The organism is Paenibacillus sp. J2TS4 (genome assembly GCF_018403245.1).
GTDB lineage: Bacteria > Bacillota > Bacilli > Paenibacillales > NBRC-103111 > Paenibacillus_L.
The window spans coordinates 128,055-144,287 of record NZ_BOSH01000001.1; the positions used below are offsets into that span (position 1 = coordinate 128,055).

General features: G+C 39.2%; 21 protein-coding genes and 1 pseudogene. 11 read left to right on the forward strand and 11 right to left on the reverse strand.

The window, feature by feature from the left end:
• Window positions 1–87: 87 nt before the first annotated feature.
• Both KJS69_RS00510 and KJS69_RS00515 read right to left on the reverse strand, forming a co-directional pair.
• A complete protein-coding gene (locus KJS69_RS00510) occupies window positions 88–639 on the reverse strand; it encodes a GNAT family N-acetyltransferase (protein ID WP_179014696.1) in 552 nt (183 codons plus the stop codon).
• Window positions 640–651: 12 nt separating this feature from the next.
• Window positions 652–1,275, reverse strand: coding sequence for a TetR/AcrR family transcriptional regulator (locus tag KJS69_RS00515; protein WP_213581093.1), 624 nt, complete (start codon window positions 1,273–1,275; stop codon window positions 652–654).
• 162 nt (window positions 1,276–1,437) lie between these two features.
• Between KJS69_RS00515 and KJS69_RS00520 the strand changes: the two genes are divergently transcribed.
• The 5 genes from KJS69_RS00520 (at window position 1,438) to KJS69_RS00540 (ending at window position 4,819) form a co-directional block, all read left to right on the forward strand.
• Window positions 1,438–1,617 carry a hypothetical protein gene (locus KJS69_RS00520; RefSeq protein ID WP_179014643.1) on the forward strand — a complete coding sequence of 60 codons (180 nt, stop codon included), beginning with the start codon at window positions 1,438–1,440 and terminating at the stop codon, window positions 1,615–1,617.
• 290 nt (window positions 1,618–1,907) lie between these two features.
• Entirely contained in the window at window positions 1,908–2,150 is a 243-nt protein-coding gene (locus tag KJS69_RS00525) for a helix-turn-helix domain-containing protein (protein ID WP_179014642.1), read from the forward strand.
• Between the two features lie 2 nt (window positions 2,151–2,152).
• Window positions 2,153–2,677: a peptide deformylase gene (gene def / locus KJS69_RS00530; RefSeq protein WP_179014640.1), complete on the forward strand. Its 525-nt coding sequence runs from the start codon at window positions 2,153–2,155 to the stop codon at window positions 2,675–2,677.
• Between the two features lie 421 nt (window positions 2,678–3,098).
• A complete protein-coding gene (locus tag KJS69_RS00535; protein WP_179014639.1) occupies window positions 3,099–4,190 on the forward strand; it encodes a DUF3626 domain-containing protein in 1,092 nt (363 codons plus the stop codon).
• A gap of 98 nt (window positions 4,191–4,288) precedes the next feature.
• Window positions 4,289–4,819 carry a P-loop nucleotide/nucleoside kinase family protein gene (locus tag KJS69_RS00540; protein WP_306434383.1) on the forward strand — a complete coding sequence of 177 codons (531 nt, stop codon included), beginning with the start codon at window positions 4,289–4,291 and terminating at the stop codon, window positions 4,817–4,819.
• A 311-nt stretch (window positions 4,820–5,130) separates the two neighbouring features.
• On the opposite strand, the gene KJS69_RS00545 is transcribed toward KJS69_RS00540, so the two are convergent.
• The 7 genes from KJS69_RS00545 to KJS69_RS00570 all read right to left on the reverse strand — a co-directional run bounded on the left by KJS69_RS00545 (window position 5,131) and on the right by KJS69_RS00570 (window position 10,356).
• Complete coding sequence (locus tag KJS69_RS00545) at window positions 5,131–5,757, reverse strand: LysE family translocator (protein ID WP_179014637.1); 627 nt, start codon at window positions 5,755–5,757, stop codon at window positions 5,131–5,133.
• Between the two features lie 803 nt (window positions 5,758–6,560).
• Window positions 6,561–7,046 carry an anthrone oxygenase family protein gene (locus tag KJS69_RS00550; protein WP_179014636.1) on the reverse strand — a complete coding sequence of 162 codons (486 nt, stop codon included), beginning with the start codon at window positions 7,044–7,046 and terminating at the stop codon, window positions 6,561–6,563.
• Window positions 7,043–7,435, reverse strand: a complete 393-nt coding sequence (locus tag KJS69_RS00555; RefSeq protein ID WP_179014634.1) for a PH domain-containing protein — start codon at window positions 7,433–7,435, stop codon at window positions 7,043–7,045. Before KJS69_RS00555 ends, KJS69_RS00550 begins: the two co-directional genes overlap by 4 nt.
• A gap of 150 nt (window positions 7,436–7,585) precedes the next feature.
• Window positions 7,586–8,767: an MFS transporter gene (locus tag KJS69_RS00560; protein ID WP_249730284.1), complete on the reverse strand. Its 1,182-nt coding sequence runs from the start codon at window positions 8,765–8,767 to the stop codon at window positions 7,586–7,588.
• A 257-nt stretch (window positions 8,768–9,024) separates the two neighbouring features.
• Window positions 9,025–9,153 carry a GNAT family N-acetyltransferase gene (locus KJS69_RS29520; protein ID WP_249730343.1) on the reverse strand — a complete coding sequence of 43 codons (129 nt, stop codon included), beginning with the start codon at window positions 9,151–9,153 and terminating at the stop codon, window positions 9,025–9,027.
• Window positions 9,154–9,235: 82 nt separating this feature from the next.
• Window positions 9,236–9,367 carry a hypothetical protein gene (locus KJS69_RS29890; protein ID WP_256872314.1) on the reverse strand — a complete coding sequence of 44 codons (132 nt, stop codon included), beginning with the start codon at window positions 9,365–9,367 and terminating at the stop codon, window positions 9,236–9,238.
• Between the two features lie 407 nt (window positions 9,368–9,774).
• Entirely contained in the window at window positions 9,775–10,356 is a 582-nt protein-coding gene (locus KJS69_RS00570; RefSeq protein WP_179014633.1) for a sensor domain-containing protein, read from the reverse strand.
• A 191-nt stretch (window positions 10,357–10,547) separates the two neighbouring features.
• On the opposite strand from KJS69_RS00570, the gene KJS69_RS00575 reads away from it, so the two are divergent.
• The 5 genes from KJS69_RS00575 (at window position 10,548) to KJS69_RS30155 (ending at window position 14,408) form a co-directional block, all read left to right on the forward strand.
• Window positions 10,548–12,362, forward strand: coding sequence for a helix-turn-helix transcriptional regulator (locus KJS69_RS00575; protein ID WP_213581094.1), 1,815 nt, complete (start codon window positions 10,548–10,550; stop codon window positions 12,360–12,362).
• 129 nt (window positions 12,363–12,491) lie between these two features.
• Window positions 12,492–13,163 carry a response regulator transcription factor gene (locus KJS69_RS00580; RefSeq protein WP_306434384.1) on the forward strand — a complete coding sequence of 224 codons (672 nt, stop codon included), beginning with the start codon at window positions 12,492–12,494 and terminating at the stop codon, window positions 13,161–13,163.
• 37 nt (window positions 13,164–13,200) lie between these two features.
• The gene (locus KJS69_RS30145) at window positions 13,201–13,452 is read left to right on the forward strand and encodes a hypothetical protein (RefSeq protein WP_374706601.1); all 252 of its coding nucleotides are present in this window, start codon (window positions 13,201–13,203) and stop codon (window positions 13,450–13,452) included.
• 226 nt (window positions 13,453–13,678) lie between these two features.
• Entirely contained in the window at window positions 13,679–13,903 is a 225-nt protein-coding gene (locus tag KJS69_RS30150) for a hypothetical protein (RefSeq protein WP_374706602.1), read from the forward strand.
• A gap of 295 nt (window positions 13,904–14,198) precedes the next feature.
• On the forward strand, window positions 14,199–14,408 hold the full coding sequence (locus tag KJS69_RS30155; protein WP_372775682.1) for a DUF6431 domain-containing protein: 210 nt from the start codon (window positions 14,199–14,201) through the stop codon (window positions 14,406–14,408).
• Between the two features lie 249 nt (window positions 14,409–14,657).
• On the opposite strand, the gene KJS69_RS30160 is transcribed toward KJS69_RS30155, so the two are convergent.
• Both KJS69_RS30160 and KJS69_RS00600 read right to left on the reverse strand, forming a co-directional pair.
• Window positions 14,658–14,834, reverse strand: a complete 177-nt coding sequence (locus tag KJS69_RS30160; RefSeq protein WP_374706596.1) for a hypothetical protein — start codon at window positions 14,832–14,834, stop codon at window positions 14,658–14,660.
• Between the two features lie 80 nt (window positions 14,835–14,914).
• Window positions 14,915–15,523, reverse strand: a complete 609-nt coding sequence (locus KJS69_RS00600; protein WP_179014628.1) for a nucleotidyltransferase domain-containing protein — start codon at window positions 15,521–15,523, stop codon at window positions 14,915–14,917.
• Window positions 15,524–15,828: 305 nt separating this feature from the next.
• Between KJS69_RS00600 and KJS69_RS00605 the strand changes: the two are divergent.
• Window positions 15,829–15,981 (forward strand): annotated as a pseudogene (locus tag KJS69_RS00605) (S-layer homology domain-containing protein); the annotation flags it as partial.
• Window positions 15,982–16,233 lie beyond the last annotated feature (252 nt).

Here is a 16,233-nt window from a genome sequence, read left to right on the forward strand (position 1 = left end):
GATAAAGAATGCTAAAACTAATCCAATAGCAAACACCACCATTGCGAAAATAAAAGCATTTCGCACTCAAGGATAAATATAATCCATTTATGAATTTCCTACTTGCTTCTCATAGTATTCATTTTGCAGAAGACCCATATGAATGATGTCATGCCATTCTCCATCTCTAAATAGACTTTGTCTACTGCTTCCTTCCTGTTGAAAACCAATCTTAGTGTACAAACGAATAGCTCTATCATTAAATGAAAATACTTTAAGGGAAACTCGATGAAGATTCATTTCGTAAAAAACGTAATCCAACAGTAATTTAAGCCCTTCTGAACCATAGCCTTTTCCCCAATATTCCTTTACTCCGATGTCAATAATACATTCAGTATTTCTATTTTTATAATCAATGTTGATTAATGATACAATGCCAATTGGTATTTCATTTCCCTTTTCAACCATAATGTAGCTTTTGGCTGTATGAGATCCCAAAATAACATTATCAACAAATTCTTTAGTTGCTTCCATTGTATAAACATCTAAAAATGGGTTGGTGGAATGCATAACTTCTATATCATTTCTCCACTTATGGTAAAGTTCTGTATCTTCCATTGTCATCTTTCTTAGTCTCACTCTTGATGATTCAAACAATATTACAATCACTCCTTATTTTGCAGACTTTGGATTAATTAATTTTTCTAAAGAGAAAAGTAAGATGGATAATTGATCCTTTACTTCTGTTTGTTTATGTCCCAGTTGAAACGTGTCCAACATTAAACCGTTTATAAATGATAGGAGATATCTCGCAATAGAGCGAGTAGATTGTTGAGGTCTAAATTCTCCTTTACGCATACCGTCATTTAATACTTCTTCAATAACTTCAGTAGTTCGATTGTAGCGTTCAGAAATGTAAGGGAAATTATCTTTATCATTTGCGTAATTAGATGATAAAAAGAATTCCGCCTTTGCAAAGAGCAATGTTTGGTCAATGGCCTCAATATAAATTTGCTGTTCTTCAACCCATTTTTTTAATTGCGGCCATAGTGGACCTTCATCAGATGGCACAAAATATTGTATGTCTTTTTGGTCATCATACTTTAAGACTTCGATAAAAATGTGTTCAATATTATCGAAATAACTATACAATGCACCTCTGGAGATTCTAGCTTTGTCCATAATATCTTGCATAGAAGTACGAACAAATCCTTTCTCGATAAACACTTTCTTGGCCGCCTCTATCAATTCTCTTTCTCTCTCTTTTTTATATTCTTCGCTAACTATTGGTGCCATTAAGCCACCTCCATAATGATTGATAATATGCATATAATAAAATATACACTACTGTCGCTTATATAATAGATTATACCGACACTAGTGTATAATTTCAATTTTTATATTTTTGTATATTCTTCAATAGTACCTCCTGGACTAAATGCAAAGAGAATATCACAGATGCCCAAAACGGCAATCAGAGCAAGTGTATTGATACTTGCCCATTGCCGACGCTTGCTGGCCGGGGCGAAGCCTTCGCCGGCGCTGCATACGATTGACGCACCCGGTGGAATGATTCAAAAAATACGTGACATTGCTAAGGTGTCGTCCCCCTCTGGCAACTTGGTTGGATTTGCGTGATATTCTAACGTTCGGCACAAAGAATGATACAGTGAACGAGGGTAAAGAGATGACCGAGTTGAGGCTGTGAAAATTCAAATTTAAGCGCCAAAATGAACCTGACGATGGGCGATTAGAGGGATACCCTGAGACTAATATCCGGGCTTTACTAACCTTTCGTCGACAACACATTTTTCGCATCAGTCAAGTCATTTGCTCCAAATGGGCATCGTTTGAGTAAACCCAAAGAATGTGATATATTAGGTGTTACCTAATAAAATTAGGTACTACTTTAATATCGGGGTGTTAGTATGCTTGTTTGGATGTTACGTAAAGTGATGACGGAAAAGGGCATTTGGACAGGTGCAGCATTAGCAAGATTATTGATGGAGAAAGCCAATTATAGTTTAACTCCTGCTTCCATAAGTGCTTTGCTTAACAATCAACCGCGGCAAATGAAAGGTGAGACACTTGATGCCCTTTGTATTGCACTTGATTGTACGCCTAATGACTTGTGGGTTTATACACCACCTCAAAAAGTGAGGGGCGCATAAACATGTCAGTGAAGCAAATTTTACCTTTTGGGGACTCCATTTTACGAAAAAAAGCCAAGCCAGTTACTGAGTTGAACGAGAAAACAATAAAGCTACTCGATGATATGGGTGAAACGTTGTATGCCGCCAAAGGTCGTGCTGGTCTTGCAGCACCACAAGTCGGAATCCTACGAAGAATAATTGTCATTGACTGTGGAGAAGGTCTAATTGAGCTGATCAACCCAATAATATTAGAGATAAATGGTGAGCAGATGGGGGCTGAAGCTTGCTTATCTTTTCCTGGATATTTTGGCTTTGTTAAGAGAGCTAACCAGGTAAAGGTTAAGAGTTTAAGCAGGAATGGCGAATCCATCATCCTTGAGGGTGAAGGATACCTTGCCCGTTGTATTCAGCACGAAATCGATCATTTAAACGGGGTATTGTTCGTCGATCATGTCAAAGATCGATGGCTATATCATGAAGAAACAAAAGAAAAAATTGAGCTTTGGGATGTTATCACATTAACCAATCGAGATCTTAAACCATAACCTTTGTGCTCCCTCGATTTAATTTATTTTCTCATGCAAGCTCGTGTATACTTCAGGATTTCATCCCTTTAGATTGGGGTGTTGAACGAAGAGAGCTCGGATTCACTAGGTTGGGTTGTTAGAAGTTAGAAGGCGTGCATGAACAGAGAAGGAGGTAGCCCCACCTAATTTGTTCCATTTGATGCACGTATTCTCCAGAGCAACCTTAGCGATTTTCACTCCCATGTCTCATTTGAACTGTCTTCAACAATCGGGTCATATTGTTGGGGAAACAGAAGGAAACAGGAACAGTAGACTTATTGTTAAAGATTGATTGTGAAAATTTACATTTAAACAAACGCGGCAGGTTGAAAGAGAAGGAAAAAACTTTAATTTGGAAATTATTGGAAATGGTTTTCATGAAAGGAGGGATCAACATTTTATGAAATTATCAAGGTCGCAACTATTGGCTTTAGAGTATATTACAAAGTATGCAAGGAATCATAAACATGAAGCTAAAGCCACAATTAATCACATACTTAAAATGTCTAATATTTCGGATAATATATTTCGAAATGCTGTTGTTAATTTAAAGTCTCACGCAAAGATTGGCCTACATTTTCATCCAGATAGACCAGACTCGACTATGAAAAGCGTTGCTGAAACCCTGCTTGAGCAGGGAATATATAAGAGTCAGTTTGAAACATCTTTATCTAATGGCAGCGTGTCAGCTTACCCTGGTGGTGAACGTGACCTTTGGGAGAAGAAGATCTTTGGAGGAGCATATCACCAGGAGGGGACCACCAATAAACAAAGACCTAAATATGGAGCATTAGATTTGATGTTGCATCCAGATGGGCCTGCTCCACGTTTTGGATCATGCTATTTTCTACTATCCCCTGAAGTCTCATATCGTTCCACATTCACGTATTTGGATTCGCATCAAGATCCAAAAGAAAAGGGTACTTATGAAGAGTTTGATATCATTTTAGCTGCACTCTTGGAAGAGGCGTTCTTAAGAGATTTTGCAATCGGCGAAAGAAATCTGACGCCAACAAGATTAATCCATCATTTCCTGGATGGTTTGGAAAAACCGTTTACGGACCCAGCAAACAAAGAGCCAACCCGCAATCTTAACCACTATATTGAAGCTCAGGTTCATGGGGAAATTTCTCTTAAAGATGACGTGGAGGTGCTTGTTGCGGATCCTTCATTCAAGGACACTAATGTAGGGAGAATTTTGGAACAAATATGCCTTAAGTATTCCATTGATCTTTATTGGCACATGGGTTTTGAACTTATGGTAGAAGAGGTTCCTGCGGATTATAGAGGTCCATCAATGCCTTTCTTGGCCAAACGCATTGCACAAAGTAATTTTATCGATGCTAATATAATTGGATCTGCTGTAATGGACTTGAAACGCAATCCCGTATCATGGAGCGATTACGGAACTTATAAAGAGGTACTTCAGGAATTAAAACTATTGTGGCACGTTTTAGTGAGATTTGGAAAGCCAAAACGAAGATCGAACTAAACCAGCTAATATATAAGCTGAGTATTACTTCACTAAAGGGCCTTATTGTAGAAGATCAAAAACCAAATTCCTCGCTGGAAATAAGGAGATGAAGTATTGTGGTGCGTGAAAAGTTTGTTATCGAAAAATTGGTGGAGCAAAAGCGTACGAGCGCAGCTCCCATCATTGTGATGATGTGCGGCGTGGCAGGGTCGGGTAAAACGACCTTTGCGCAAAAGCTGGAGAAAGAGGGATTCGCTCGGCTCTCGATAGATGAGGATATTTGGTCCACACACGGACGTTTTGGAGTTGACTATCCAGAGGAAAATTATGAGTCCTATCAAAAAGAATCGGAAAAAAAGTTGAGGATGGAATTGGTGAATCTGATCCAGGCTAGATACCATGTCGTTGTCGATTTTAGCTTTTGGCAGCGTCAAAGACGCAATGAATACAAGCAACTGATCGAGCGGCATGGCGGCGTGTGGGAGCTGATTTACTTAAAGGTTCCGCCAGATGAGTTACGACAGAGGCTACTCATCCGAAGTGAACGTTTTGACGCCAATGCGGCATTTCCGATCACCGAGGACATTCTAGCCCAGTATTTAACCGGTTTTGAAACTCCTTCTGGAGAAGGGGAAACGGTAATCTAAGGCCAGAAATATAAAAACAGTCCAGTTTAACACTTTATTTTCCGGATTTATCCTTATATCAATTCCATCTAACTGTTTAGTCGACAACTTATTTTTCTGAGGTAGTTGATCAGTCTGAGACTTTAGAACAATATAATTTTGGCAATCGTATGATTTATTAAAATACTTTCGGCAAATTTATGATTTAATTTCTAAAAAAGCAACCTGCTTTGTTGTCCATTTTCTTATTTTTTCGGTAATCATATGGTTTAATAAACGGCAAAGTTTTGGTTTAAATCATAAATGCAGTTTGCATTTTCACATACGGATTTTTATCGCTGTTGAAAAGCTACTTTTACTCCAAGCCAAATATAAATCAAACCTGCAAATTTTCCGCTCCATTGTCCAAGTTTAGCAGCTCGCTTCATCAAACGGCCAATGGGGCGAACACTAATAGCAATCAAGGTAGTGTAAAGACAGCTCATAATCACAAATATCAAGCCCAGCAATAAAAATTGAACTATCGCAGGACCCTTTTCAGGATGGACGAACTGAGGCAGAAAAGCTAAAAAGAAAATAGCCGTTTTTGGATTCAATACCTCTGCTAATACGGCTTGGCTGTACGTTTGAAGGCTTGATGCCTTTGAGACGGAAGGAAGGTCTTGCTTATTGGGCTTTTCTGCAATAGCTTTAAGCCCCATATAAATCAAATAAACTGCCCCAGCATATTTGACAAGGTTAAATGCAGCAGCTGAAGTCAACAAAATGGCAGACAGCCCCAAAACGGCAAACATTGTATGTATGAAATCACCTGTTGCAATGCCTAGCCCTGTCAGAACCCCTGTTATTCTGCCTCCTCGTATCGTGCTGGATATAGTTAAAAGCACCGCAGGGCCAGGTACTAAAAACAAACCTAAAACTATCACAAAAAATGTTCCTAAAGTTGAAAACTCTATCATTTAAACATCACTCCTTTTACCAGAATATTCATCACTATTATTAATTCCCTAATATTTTTTCTGGGTAGAGTTAGCAGGAAGCAACTTCAAACCTGTCCAATCATTAACTTCTATGAGCTAGTCTTACTACCTGCGGTCATATAAACACCAGGTATTAACTTCAGCCATTAAGACATTCAATTCTTAGTAAATGGGTAGACGCAGTAGACCTCACTGCTGCAAACGATGAAGCATAATTATGACTGACATCACTATCAATAAGATATGATGAACCGTTTCGTCAATCAGTGGTGGTCAAAGATTGTTTCAAGCATACGAAATCTTCTCTGTTGTGGTATTTGCCAAGAAGGGAATGCTGTAACGAAGAGAGATGATACTTTACCACGCATATTGACTGCCGTCAATTTGAAGGGCGAGCATAAGTGACACAATGGCTCCAACCAAAGTAACCCAACCAATCAATCAATCTATTTCTTGTCACTCAGACCTGATTCATTATAAATAATGCGACTAAAAATAAGCGCGATCAATCCAAACGGCAAGCCAATAAATCCCCTGTACTAAACCAATCAAACCATATCCTACTCAACTGCCCTTTACCATAATTAAACTTACTCATTTCAATCAACGTTTGATAACTGAACTTTCAATTTGTATACACACGTTCTGTTTGGCATTTGTTTAAGAATGCCATCGCAAATTGTTTTGTCTGTATGGGTTTGCTAAATTCATCAGAACTGGCGATAACTATTTGTAATCTCTTCGGAAGATTAACTTTCGTCTCATCCCCTATTCTTATTGGCCTAAATTCCCCAAAGAACGAAGACGAATAGTGCTAATGAGATTAAACTTGAAATGGTACGAACGTGGTTCCAAGCTGTCCATTTTGAATAGTAATCTTTCCATTGCCCAAAACTTTCTGGGTCTGTGGCTATTACATTGGCTAATGTATCATTTAGTGGAACATTGCATACCGCCGTGACCAGCAAGCTTCCCAGAAGATATAACAAACTGCCAGTAAATATATAAATGGCATTCGGATCTTGCCAATTTAATATTGAAATAATCACAAGTATTATACAAACAAGAGATGTTCCCATAAATAAAGTAAAGAATAGCCGATTTAGCACAGCGTTATTTATGGACTGCATTGCTGAAATCCCTTGTTGTGGAGAAAGCCGGTAGAGACCCTTCATGACAAATGCCGAAAATGCAAAGAACAATCCAGCAATCAACCCGGAACCCAGTACTGCAATAAATATTAGAATGGGTGTGAGTTTTTCGATCATATTTCATCCTCTTTATGCGCGTTATCTTTAAGGTTGATTGAAGGACAATTTCTCATCATTTCGTGAACCACTTGTTTAGGATTTTCACTTTCAAATACAACATGATCAAACTCACAGCCCTTTAATTGAAGCATGACTACTTCATCTGCATGATGATAGACTAAAAAGTATTTCTTATCTTCAATTATGAAAATTCCAGCTTTATAGCCAGTTGTTGTGATACCTGTTCTCTTTATAGCCGCTGCCCATGGAAAATGAAATTTCCCCACCCGAATTTCTTCAATTGAGCTATAAGGTATTTTGATCTCTTTCCTCAAGGTCAAAGCCGCTGTCCACCCTGAAATATTCAGTCGTACCTCTTGATCTCCAGTCATAACTTGAAAACTCATCTTGTATCTCCTCCAATTTATATAGCCAATCATCCATGTATTATTTAACCAGTGACCTGATGAATGAATTCACGTGGAAGGCCATTCCTTTCAGGTTATTGTATTCCTTTTGTTTAAGGTACACCCGTTCTTCCTATAAAAGATTACTTTTTATATAAGAGATCTATGTTTCCATGTTAAAAGCACTGTACCTGCCAAAAAGGCTAATACTCCTACTATATAAGGGAAATAAGTGTTAATATCAAACAAAATTCCCCCTAATATAGGACCGACTACACTCCCTAGGCTTACATACGCATTGTTCATACCGGCAATAAATCCTTGCTCATTATTAGCTAATTTGGATAGCACTGTATTGATAACTGGACGCAGAATGGAAGTAGTTGTATAAAGCAAACAAGTCAGCAATAAGATACTCCAAAAGCATGTGGTGAACAAGAGAAATAAAAAACTAATCCCACCAGCTATCATTGTTCCGTTCATAACCTTCAATTCACCAAAGAGGGAAACAAATTTATTCGTCAATGTCAGTTGAAGCATAACACTTACAAATGCAGAAATAGTGATTACCATCGCAATATCTTTTGCCGTATAGCCGAATTGTTTGTCAACAAACAGTCCAAAAATTGCTTCAAAAATGTATAAAGCTACACTATAGAGAAATACCAAAAGCAATGGAACAATGTAAGGTGCCCGAATCGAACGTAATAATTGCTGTACCATTGGTTGGGGTAAATCGGTGTCCGCTTTCGTCATCTGTGTCTTTTTTTCTAAGGTTTCAGGTAGCAAAAAAAATGACAGTAAAAAGGAAACAAAGGATATAACAGCCGCAAAATAAAAAGGTACAGATAATCCATACGTAGTTAGAAAACCCCCAATTCCAGGTCCTATAACAAAACCAAAAGAGATGGAAGCATTAAGGAAACTTAGACCCTTAGCACGTTCTTCCTCTGTCGTTTTATCAATAATACATGCCATAGCACCGGGAATTAAAAGTGATACTGCGATACCTGTTAACAACCTCCCTAAAAAAAGCAACCAAAAATGAACTGAAAAAGCAAAAACTAATTGAGATAAAGTAAGACAAATTAAACCAATCTCTATAATTCTTTTTCGACCATAGCGATCAGCAAAACGTCCAGCAATTGGAGACAAAAAAAGCTGAATAATACCGTATGTGGCTACTAGTAACCCCATCATTTGTCCGTTTGTATTGAATTTATCCATAAAGTCGGGTAATATCGGGATAATTAACCCAAATGCAACCGTGGCGATAAATACACAAACCATTAAAAGAAAAAGTGTTTTTACTTTACTCGGTTTAGATATCAAATCATCATTCACCTTTTTTTAGATTTTGTTAAACTTTAATGTTAATAATTAAAAAAGTATAAAATTTCGAAGAAAGCCTTCATAATATGGGCTTCCATTATTCTTGTCAAAATAGCAATCTCCGCTATATATAGATTAAAATTAAGTTTTACAGTATTCTTTTCCAATCCGTAAATGTGGAATCCAATGGATCGATATAGATTCTTTGCTGGCTCATTATTAGATATCACAGTTAAATTAATTTGTTCCAAACCAATTTAATTTTTTTCCTTTTTTACCTGTTTAAGCAGGAGCAATTTCCCTAATCCTTGTCCTCGCAATTCTGGCCTCACAAATATTCCGAAAACATTCCCTTTGTGAGCAATTTTAAGACTACATTCACGCATAAAAGTCACAATTCCCACTAATAAATTTCTATCCTCAAAGCACCCAAGACAAATTTATTATCGTTTGGTTTTAATCGTTCTGTTACAGTTTTAAGAGTGAATTTAGCCTTTCTCTCATAAGTTGAGCCAAATCTTCAGGGTTGATTTTTAATGCACTTAAACGTAATTCTTGGTATAACTGAGCATCAGACTCATTTAAAATTCGTATAGTCATTAGCTTCTCCTCAGTTCCTTTTCTCCACTTAATAATCATATTACTTCTTAAACTTCAGGCAAGTTGAATTGAATAAGACTACATACTTAACTTTGACAGTCTTAAACTGGCATATATGCTCTTCATTTCAAATACAAATGCGAGATTTACGTTTAATAATGCAACATGATCTAGTTGCTTCCTCTTACCATTATTACAAAAGTCTTCAACAGTACCACACCTTGGACAGTGTATGGAATGTGAAATAGTTGTTTTAACAAGAAATCGGTCATCATCCCTCTTTCCATTTTATCTTGAATAGTACGTTCATCAGTTTGATGAAGGGTTAGAAGCGTTGGGCTATCAATTTGGTAGTCAAAACCCTCTACATCCCGTCTATTTAGCCTATGATACAATTAAGTGTAGCTTCATCGTGAACGTCGAATCGTTTCAATCATTATTTTTGTGCAACTACCTGCTCCTTTCGCAATTATTGCTGCAAAATGGGGCAAGATCAATAATAAAATGATTCCTGCGATGCAAGCAAAAATTGCACGCGGCAGCGTATCAATCGAAATCATCATGATCGTCATCTCAAATGACCTGTACAAGAAGGGGGATAAGATCATGGCTATCGGTAACAAATAACATATGAAAGCAGTAATAAAGCTTAAAAAGCCCAGAAGAAACCGTGGGAACATCATGAAACCTACCGAGAACCAATTTCTCTGGTCTGATACTTCCTTAGTCACTTTCTCATGTGTATTCCAATGTAAAGATGGAATGTGAATATTAGCATATGTTTTAGCTGCCTTTCGATCCAGCTCTAGTAAGGAAGGTATGGTACGAAACACTCCCGCTAAAATAGGGATGCCAACAACAGTAAAACTTGTCCCAACAGAAAATGTAATGCTTATTAAGTAAAACGAAAAATACAAAAAACCGATTAAAAACCAAAGCATTAGATACACAAAATTTTTAAGGCTTGAAACAATCATAATTTCTTTCACCTGAGAACCACCTTTTCTTTTAGGTTAGTGAACTGATCAAATTGAGATCAGCTTCATTGCATCTGCTAGCCATTATCCACGTTTGATGTCATAACGCATAGTGACATTTTGTCATGGGTTTGTAGTGACTGATTTTAAGTCTGTATTGTAGTAAAATGACGATGGAATGACATGGAATTTAGGTGGGGTTCATGATGTATGACTTGATAAAAAAATGGTACTGGTACGACTGGATCGTATTTGCTGCTCGCTCCATTTGGTTGCTTTCTGTTCTTATAGGTTTGTGGGAGTTTCATGATACTTTATCATTCCCGCTTTGGCTTTTATTCGGATTGCCTTTTATCGTCTTTTCTTTTCCGTTCTTAATTCAGCAGTTTTTCAGAAAATTTTTCGTGCTTGCCGAGATCGTATTTTCCGGATGCTACTGTATATTGTTGGCTTTCTATCTTCATGATGCCTTATGGCAGTTTATCCCGATTGCCTTTGTAATTGGTTTTTACAGCAAACAAAGAACCTATATTTGGTCTGGATCGCTAACCATTGTGCTCATTCCTTTCTTCATAGGGATCGTGACCGCTCAGCCTTTGGCCGACACTGTCCTTCGTTTAATGTCGAATCACGGTGTGGCGTTTGGACTCGGCTATGCTTTTCAATTGCTTGTAACCAACCACAAACAAGGCCTAATCATGCGTGAGCAGAACAAAGTGCTTGAACAATATATTCATCAGGTGGAGCAGCTCACCTTGCTGGAGGAACGCAATCGTGTGTCGCGCGAATTGCATGACACGGTCGGCCATGCTTTTACTGCTATGATTATGGGGATGGAATCGATCCGTTCTTCATTGGCGGATGAAAAGGTTGAACGTAAACTGAACGCTTTGCTGAACTCGGCACGTGACGGTTTAAAGGAAATGCGAAAGCTTGTGCATCATTTGGAGCCATCGGCAATGGATTTATCCCTAATTCAATATGCGAGACAGCTCATTGACGGCTTTATGGAGAGTACGGATACTGTTGTGAAATTCCGGTGTTTTGGAGAGGAGTACCACTTACCGAAGGAAGTCAAGCTAACTATAATTCGCTGCATGCAGGAAGCATTAACTAACGCTGTAAGGCACGGTCGGGCAAGTGAGATCAGAGTATATCTTTATTTCGACAGCCTGGAACTGCGCTTGCAAGTTGAAGACAATGGAGGAAAAGAGCGGGGGAAAAACATTGAACTGGGCTTCGGCTTACGCGCTATGAAAGAAAGATTGCAGGCATTACAAGGAAATCTCTCCATCCATACAGACAGCATGGAAGAAACCGTAATGATCTGCACCATTCCAAGAAACGCCGAAGATCATCATACCGAGACGATCAAGGTGATCCTGGTGGATGATCAGCGTATCATTTTGGATAGTTTGAGAACGGCATTGGAGAGCCAAAGCCGGTTGCAAATTGTCGGCATGGCTGAATCAGGAGAGGAAGCCCTGACGGTATGCAGTCAAACCCGTCCAGATATCGTACTCATGGATGTGAACATGCCGAATATGAACGGAATAGAAGCCATGGAGGTGATCAAGGAAAGGGACGCTACGATTAAAGTTGTCATTCTTTCAGCGATCGAGAATGTCAATCAAGCCGTAGAGGCTCTGCAAAAAGGGGCAAATGGGTATTTACTCAAGTCCGTTCAACCGAAAGAGCTCATGGATACCCTTCGTTTCATTCATAGCGGGGATACCATTATCCATCATGAAATTGCCAATCAGGTGTTTGAACAAATGAAACAGCAAAATGTCTCCTATGAAAAACATGACCAAAATGAGTATGGACTGACGCCGCGGGAACTTGAAATCATCAACTGTCTAGCTAAAGGAATGCGTTATAAGACCATTGCCGCCAGGCTTTTTTTGTCGGAGGGCACTGTAAGGAACTATGCTTCCGAATTGTATGCGAAACTGGATGTAAGCAATCGTGACCAAGCAATAAAAAAATGTCTGGAAAAAGGGTTGATATCGAAATAATATCAGACCATCGAGAGTTGAGGCGGCTAGCCCGTCTCAAATTTTTCCAAACGGTTTTTATTATTTTTTTTCGAAGAATCTAAAGTATTTGATTGTGTGTTGAAATGTAAACGTTCAGGACAGGAGGAGGTGGATGATTTGACTTCAGTATTGGTCATAGAAGATGAAAAGGAGATCCGTGAGATGATTGTGAAGCATTTAAAAGCGGATCACTTTAATGTTGTCGAAGCAGCCGATGGCGAAGAAGCCTTGGCTATCTTTAGCAAGAATGATTTTGATCTCATTTTATTGGATATGATGCTGCCCAAGATAAGCGGCAAGAAGGTGATGGCCCATATCAGAGAACGTTGCTTGGCGCCGTTGCTTATTATATCGGCAAAAGATTCAGAAACGGATAAAATCCTCGGTCTTGAATTGGGGGCGGACGATTACATCACAAAGCCATTCTCGATGGGCGAATTGAACGCACGAATACATGCCCTGCTTCGAAGGGCCGGTTACTCCTATGCACCGTCAAAGGAAACTGCCGTACGACTGGGGAGGCTGGAATTAAATATGGAGGACTATTCGCTGATCAAGCCAGATCGGAAAGTCAGTCTTACAGCCAAAGAATTCGAGATCCTTAAGCTATTTTTCACCTATCCCAAAAAGGTTTTTACGAAAGCGCAAATTTATTCGAGTGTATGGATGTATGATTATGTGGGGGACGATAACGCCGTTTTTGTACATATAAGCCGTCTGCGCGACAAAATAGAAGACGACTCTTCCGACCCGACCATCATTAAAACCGCACTACGATAATATTCTTTGGGATGAGTGTACCAGTCGAGTCGGAATCATAGATTTTGGTGAAGCAGGAAAAGAAGATCCAGCATTAGATTTTATGTATATGTGTTATTACCCTGAAGAATTCAGGCATGCAGTGTTTGAGGAGTATGGTTCAGAAGCTGCAATATTATATGAGAGAAGCCAAATGTATGATAGGATCTATGGTTTGTATGATATGATTGAAAATATCCAGGGCAATCCGAGAAAACCAAACTTTGAAAAGGGATACACAAGGTTTTTTCATAGATTTCAGGCCAATTAAACGATGTGTTAATGCTTAACGTTGGAGAAATTGCTCCACTAAAAGTTCATCGGAGACAATTTTTGATGAGCTTTTTTAGTGTGCCGCGCATGGCGACTAACTATATACGGCAGTAGATATTTATAATCGAACACAAAACCTATCGACAGTCAGTGTTTTACTGATTTCGAAGGCGTATTATGATCTTATTCAGGAAAAGGGATATGAAGCGATAACGATCCAGGATATTGCCGATCGGCCTATGATTAATCGAAACACTTTTTATCTTCACTACCAAAACAAACCTGTTTTATTAGATACATGTATGAATGAACTGTTGAGCGAATTAAAGGATGCAGTCGTTCTTTGTCCCATCAGCATGTACCCTTTCAATATTTCTCTTATCGAGACTGTCATGCAAACTGTACTGGATCATATTTCTCTAAATATGACCTTTACCATTCCATGTTAATTGAAGAGATTAGAATCTATCCGTTTCAAGCGAAGATGGAGAATACCACTAATAAATCAATTGAGGGGTGAAAACCTGCTCAGGGAAACTCCCCGATAGCGATATCCAAGGAATTGCTGATCGAATACCTCGGATCCTCTTTCATGGGGATTGTAATTTGGTGGATTAAAACGATAAACCCCTTCCTGCAGATGAAGTTTCATCTCAGTTTAGTATAATCATTGTCTATAGGCATTAGTATGTTCGAAGTAAATCTCCTGACGTCAAGAGCTGCTGTGAAGATTGCGGGCGGCTTCTGCATAAACACTGTCGTTATTGGAGAGAAGTTGCGACGAAGAAGGAAGTCGCCCGGATCCCGGTCTACCGCTGGTATTGTCCAGACTGTAAAATAACGTTCTCGCTACTGCCTGATTTCCTGGTGCCTTGGGCCCGCCATACGACTTGGGTCCGGGAATCGGCAATAACTGCAAACACAAGAGGCTCTCCTGGCGGCAGACCGCGGTAAGCACGACTGCTCCTACCGCTCATTATAGCAGCCGTACTTTGTAACGTTGGTGGACAAGACATTTGCACCGAGTAGCGAGTGCAGCGCTCTGGAATGCTGGGCAACTCATTGCCGAGGGGATAGACAGGGACCTGCTCCATCTTTACCCCACCATGATGAATCCAACGCCAGTGGACACGCTGGATTGGCTGAACAAACTACTATCTCGTTACTGTTGTATACAATACACTTAAGCTCACAAAAACGACATCAAGTATCAAAAACTGCGTGGCGGCATGGCCTGTTCGAGATGAACGAATTGAGGGAAAACGCCAGAAAAAATAGAGCCGTCTTTGGATTAAGAACTTCTGCAACTGTTGCCGTAACGAATAACTTTAAAGCTCCCGCCGATTTAACCTTTGAAAGTAGCGATGGCTTACTCATCATTTCGCCAACTTCTAAATATAGTAAGTATACCGCTCCTGTATATTTAACAATTTAGTTATATTATGATAAGTGATTAAGTTTCAGTGTTTAATAAAGTCAATCCAGTCATGACCTTGTGGAAACTGGCGATTTAAAGATAATTTCAGCCACTCTTTTTCTTGTTGTAGAAGAGATGGAAGCATTGTTTTGAAATCAATATAATCCTTTTCTCGCACTTGCGAACCACCTGCTTTATGGAGAAGTTGGATTTCAGGTCTCAAATAGGGTATGCCTTCTTTAGTTTTCAAAATAATTTCATCAATCGGTCTTTTAATTGATTTATCTCTCTTATATATCCAAGAATTTTCTTCAGTATCAATTATCATAATCTGAAATGCCCAAGGCATCTCACTACTCTTACTAACCCAAATGTCCTCTGTCGAGTCCAAGTACTCTCCATCTTCCCAAAGATCTAGCATACCATCCTGAGCCTTGTATAACATCCAATCACGACTTAAATACCTATAAGCGATTAGTTGTTCATCGCGAGTGATAATAACATCGATATCACTATGTTGCCTTGTTTGCCTGCATAGATGTAAATCTAAGGCCCAACCCCCAGCGACACACCACCAAATCGGAATGTCGGAAAATACCCGAGTTATTTCCGATACAGTTAGTGGTGTCCAATTACTTAAATCCGTTCTCAAATTTATCTCTCCTTTTTCTATTTCTGGGTCAGCTAATCTTATACTATTCTGCCGGTTAGCTTAATGCCAGCGGCCAGTCTTTATTTTCTCAGTCTACAACTATATTTTCCTAGTCTAACACTTTATTTAGTCTAAGACTTTTTTTATTTGGACAGAAAGCCGTTGCAATGCGGTACAAGCAGGCATCGTGGATGGATGCGATGATGGCAGCTTCCGATCAAACGCGCAGACTGTGCGGAGATAGCGGCAATGATCGCTCGTGCGCTTAAACTTCAGATTCACGCCAAGGTTTAAAATTCGCAGATGACGTCGAAATCCCACAATGGGAGAAAGGTGCGGTGAAAGCGATTCGTAAGCTCGGCATCGTCAGTGGCCGCGGAGGGAACCAATTCGCTCCGAACGACATGGCGACGAGAGCGGTCATTCTGCTCAAAATGTTGGAATACCCAAATAATTAATATACAGATTTGGCGGATATAACGCGGAGAAAAACTTGTTCTCCATGTGGTGTCTGCCATACCTGTAATGAAGGAAAACACAAACAAACAAAGAATCAGACACTCGAGCGAACATGCAACTGGAGTATGATGTGATGATTCTTGATATGGCTTTGCATTCATCGCAACAGTATGGACTGGATATCATTGCCGAAGTAGTGAAGATCAAACTGCTACCAATAACTTCTCTCTACGAGCCTGAGCTCGTTTGGA